The sequence below is a fragment of the Pseudomonas sp. EGD-AK9 genome (assembly GCF_000465935.2).
Taxonomy (GTDB): domain Bacteria; phylum Pseudomonadota; class Gammaproteobacteria; order Pseudomonadales; family Pseudomonadaceae; genus Aquipseudomonas.
On the sequence record NZ_AVOF01000386.1, the window covers coordinates 1 to 2,754 of the forward strand.

Below are 2,754 nucleotides of genomic sequence, written 5' to 3' on the forward strand. Positions count from 1 at the left end.
GCCGACCGGCATCAGGTAGATCTTGTTGCCGGAAAAGCCCATCACCTCGGCCTCGACCTGCACCGGGTGGTAGCTGTCGCCGTTGACCACCAGGCAGCGGCTGCCAATGGCGGCGCGCAGGCCCTCGGCCTCCAGGGTCAGGCCGACCATACGCAGCAGGCGGCCTTCGAGTATGGGTTGGCTGGGCAAATGGATGGCTTCGGTGTAGCCGCCCAGGCGCCTGGCGAAACTCACCCGGTCAAGGCGCATCGCCGCCATCCAGATCCAGGCTGATATCCGCTTCCGGCGGTTGGGTGATCTGCGCACGCTGCTGCTCGAACAACTGCTTGAGCGCCTGCGCCAGGCGGGTCTCGACGCTGGCGTCGATCTGGCTGTGCTCCGACTCGATGCGGCAACCGCCGGGCAGCAGGCTGTCGTCCTCGAGGATGCGCCAGCTTTCCTCGTGACGCTCGCGCAGCGCCTTGATGGTCTCGAAATCCTGCGGGTTGACCTGGATGCGCACGTTGTCGGCGCCCATCGGCAGCAATTTGAGCGCCTCGCGCAGCACCTGACGGATCTGGCTGGAGTCGCTGACCAGCTCGCGCTGGATCACCTCGCGCACCATATGGCTGACCAGGCGCACCAGGGCCACTTCCAGCTGCTGATCCTGCTCGGCGATGGGCTCGAACAACTGCGCCATCACTTGCTCCAGGCTGCCCAGCTTGAGCGCCAGGGCGGCCTCGGCCTCCTGCTTGGCCTTGAGCTGGCCGGCGTGGAAGCCGTCCTTCTCGCCGGTGGCGAAGCCTTCGTTGTAAGCGTCCTGGCGGATGGCCTCGAGCTCGTCGAGGGTCAGCGGCTTGACGTCCTCTAGCGCCACCTCCTCGCTCTGTCCGACGTCCTGCGCCTCGACCTCTGCCGTCGGCGCGTCCACCGCCGGATCGACTTCGCCTGGCACCTCGCCAGGCGCATCGAAGCTGGGCAGCGCCCAGCGGTCGAAGGCGCCCAGGTCCTTGGCGCGAATCAGCTCGCTTTCCGACTCCTTGCCCGCCGCCATGACTTAGACCATCTCCTCGCCGCCCTTGCCGCCGAGCACGATCTCGCCGGCCTCGGCCATGCGCCGGGCGATGGTGAGAATTTCCTTCTGCGCCGCCTCGACGTCGCTGACGCGGACCGGCCCCTTGGCTTCCAGGTCGTCGCGCAGCAACTCGGCGGCACGTTTGGACATGTTCTTGAACACCTTGTCCTTGATCGCCTCGTCGGCGCCCTTGAGCGCCAGCACCAGCACCTCGGAGGACACCTCGCGCAGCAGCGCCTGGATACCGCGGTCGTCGACGTCGGCGAGGTTGTCGAAGACGAACATCAGGTCCTCGATCTGCGTCGACAGGTCCTCGTCGACCTCGCGGATCGAGTCCATCAGCTGACCCTCCACCGAGCTGTCGAGGAAGTTCATGATGTCCGCCGCGCGCTTGACCCCACCCATGGTGGCGCGGGTGGTGTTGGCGCTGCCGGAGAACTGCTTCTCGAGGATCTGGTTGAGCTCCTTGAGCGCCGAGGGCTGCACGGTATTGAGCGAGGACACGCGCAGGATGATGTCCAGGCGCACCTTGTGGTCGAAGTGGCTGAGCACCTCGCCGGCCTGATCCGGGTCGAGGTAGGCGACGACTATGGCCTGGATCTGCGGGTGTTCATAGCGGATCACGTCGGCCACCGCGCGCGGTTCCATCCATTTGAGGCTGTCCAGGCCGCTGGTGCTGCCGCCGAGCAGGATGCGGTCGATCAGGTTGCCTGCCTTGTCCTCGCCGAGGGCCGCGGTGAGCATCTTGCGGATGTAGCCGTCGGCGCCGACGCCCAGGCTGGTCTGGTCGCCGACTATCTCGACGAACTCGCCCATCACCTGCTCGACCTGCTCGCGGTGGATATTGCGCATGCCGGCCATGGCCACGCCGACCCGCTGCACTTCCTTCGGCCCGAGGTGACGCAGCACCTGGGCGGCGTCGGTCTCGCCGAGCGACAGCAGGAGAATGGCGGCCTTGTCGACCTTGCTCAGCTTGGCGGGGGTACGGTTGTCACTCATCGGCGTTGATCCACTCTTTCACGACCTGGGCGACGCGGCCAGGGTCTTCCGCCACCAGGCTCTTGATCGCGTTCAGTTGCGCATCATACCCCTCGCTGGGACTGGGCAGCAGTATGCTCTGCGGCCCGCCGAGGCTGACCCGATCGTCTGCCAGCTCGCCATCGAGGCCGGCCATCTCGCCCAGTTCGACGTCGCCGCCGGCCAGCGCCTTGCCCTTGCCGCCGCCGGTGATGTTGTTGAGCACCGGACGCAGCACGCCGAACACCAGGAGCAGGATGAACAGCACGCCAAGCACCTGCTTGACGATGTCCCAGAACCAGGGCTGGGTGTAGAACGGAATGTCCGGAATTTCCTCGCCCAGCGAGGCGGTGAAGGCGGTGTTGATCACGCTGACGCTGTCGCCGCGGCTGGCGTCGAAGCCCACCGAGTCCTGCACCAGGCGGGTGAAGCGCGCCAGATCGTCGGCACTCCAGGGTACCCGGCTGGTTTCGCCGGTGGCCGGGTCGACGCGCACCTGATCGTCCACCACCACCGCCACCGACAGGCGGCGCAGGCGGCCCTGCTGCTGCTTGGTGTAGCTGATCGAGCGGTCCAGTTCGAAGTTGCGGGTGGACTGCTCGCGCTTGTCCGCCGGGTACGGCGCCAGCATCGGCTGACCGGTGGCCGGGTCCATGATCTGCTGGCCGTTGGCATCCACCAGC

The 2,754-nt window shown here is 66.8% G+C and carries 3 protein-coding genes and 1 pseudogene; all 4 read right to left on the bottom strand.

The window, feature by feature from the left end:
• A pseudogene (gene fliI, locus N878_RS16960) lies at positions 1-249 on the bottom strand (flagellum-specific ATP synthase FliI); the annotation flags it as partial.
• Positions 239-1,033: a flagellar assembly protein FliH gene (fliH, locus tag N878_RS16965; RefSeq protein ID WP_021444794.1), complete on the bottom strand. Its 795-nt coding sequence runs from the start codon at positions 1,031-1,033 to the stop codon at positions 239-241. The gene fliH and the pseudogene fliI, both read right to left, overlap by 11 nt.
• Before the next feature lie 3 nt (positions 1,034-1,036).
• Entirely contained in the window at positions 1,037-2,053 is a 1,017-nt protein-coding gene (fliG, locus tag N878_RS16970) for a flagellar motor switch protein FliG (protein ID WP_021444795.1), read from the bottom strand.
• A partial coding sequence (locus tag N878_RS16975; protein WP_021444796.1) for a flagellar M-ring protein FliF C-terminal domain-containing protein occupies positions 2,046-2,754 on the bottom strand: 709 nt, incomplete at its 5' end. The genes fliG and N878_RS16975, both read right to left, overlap by 8 nt.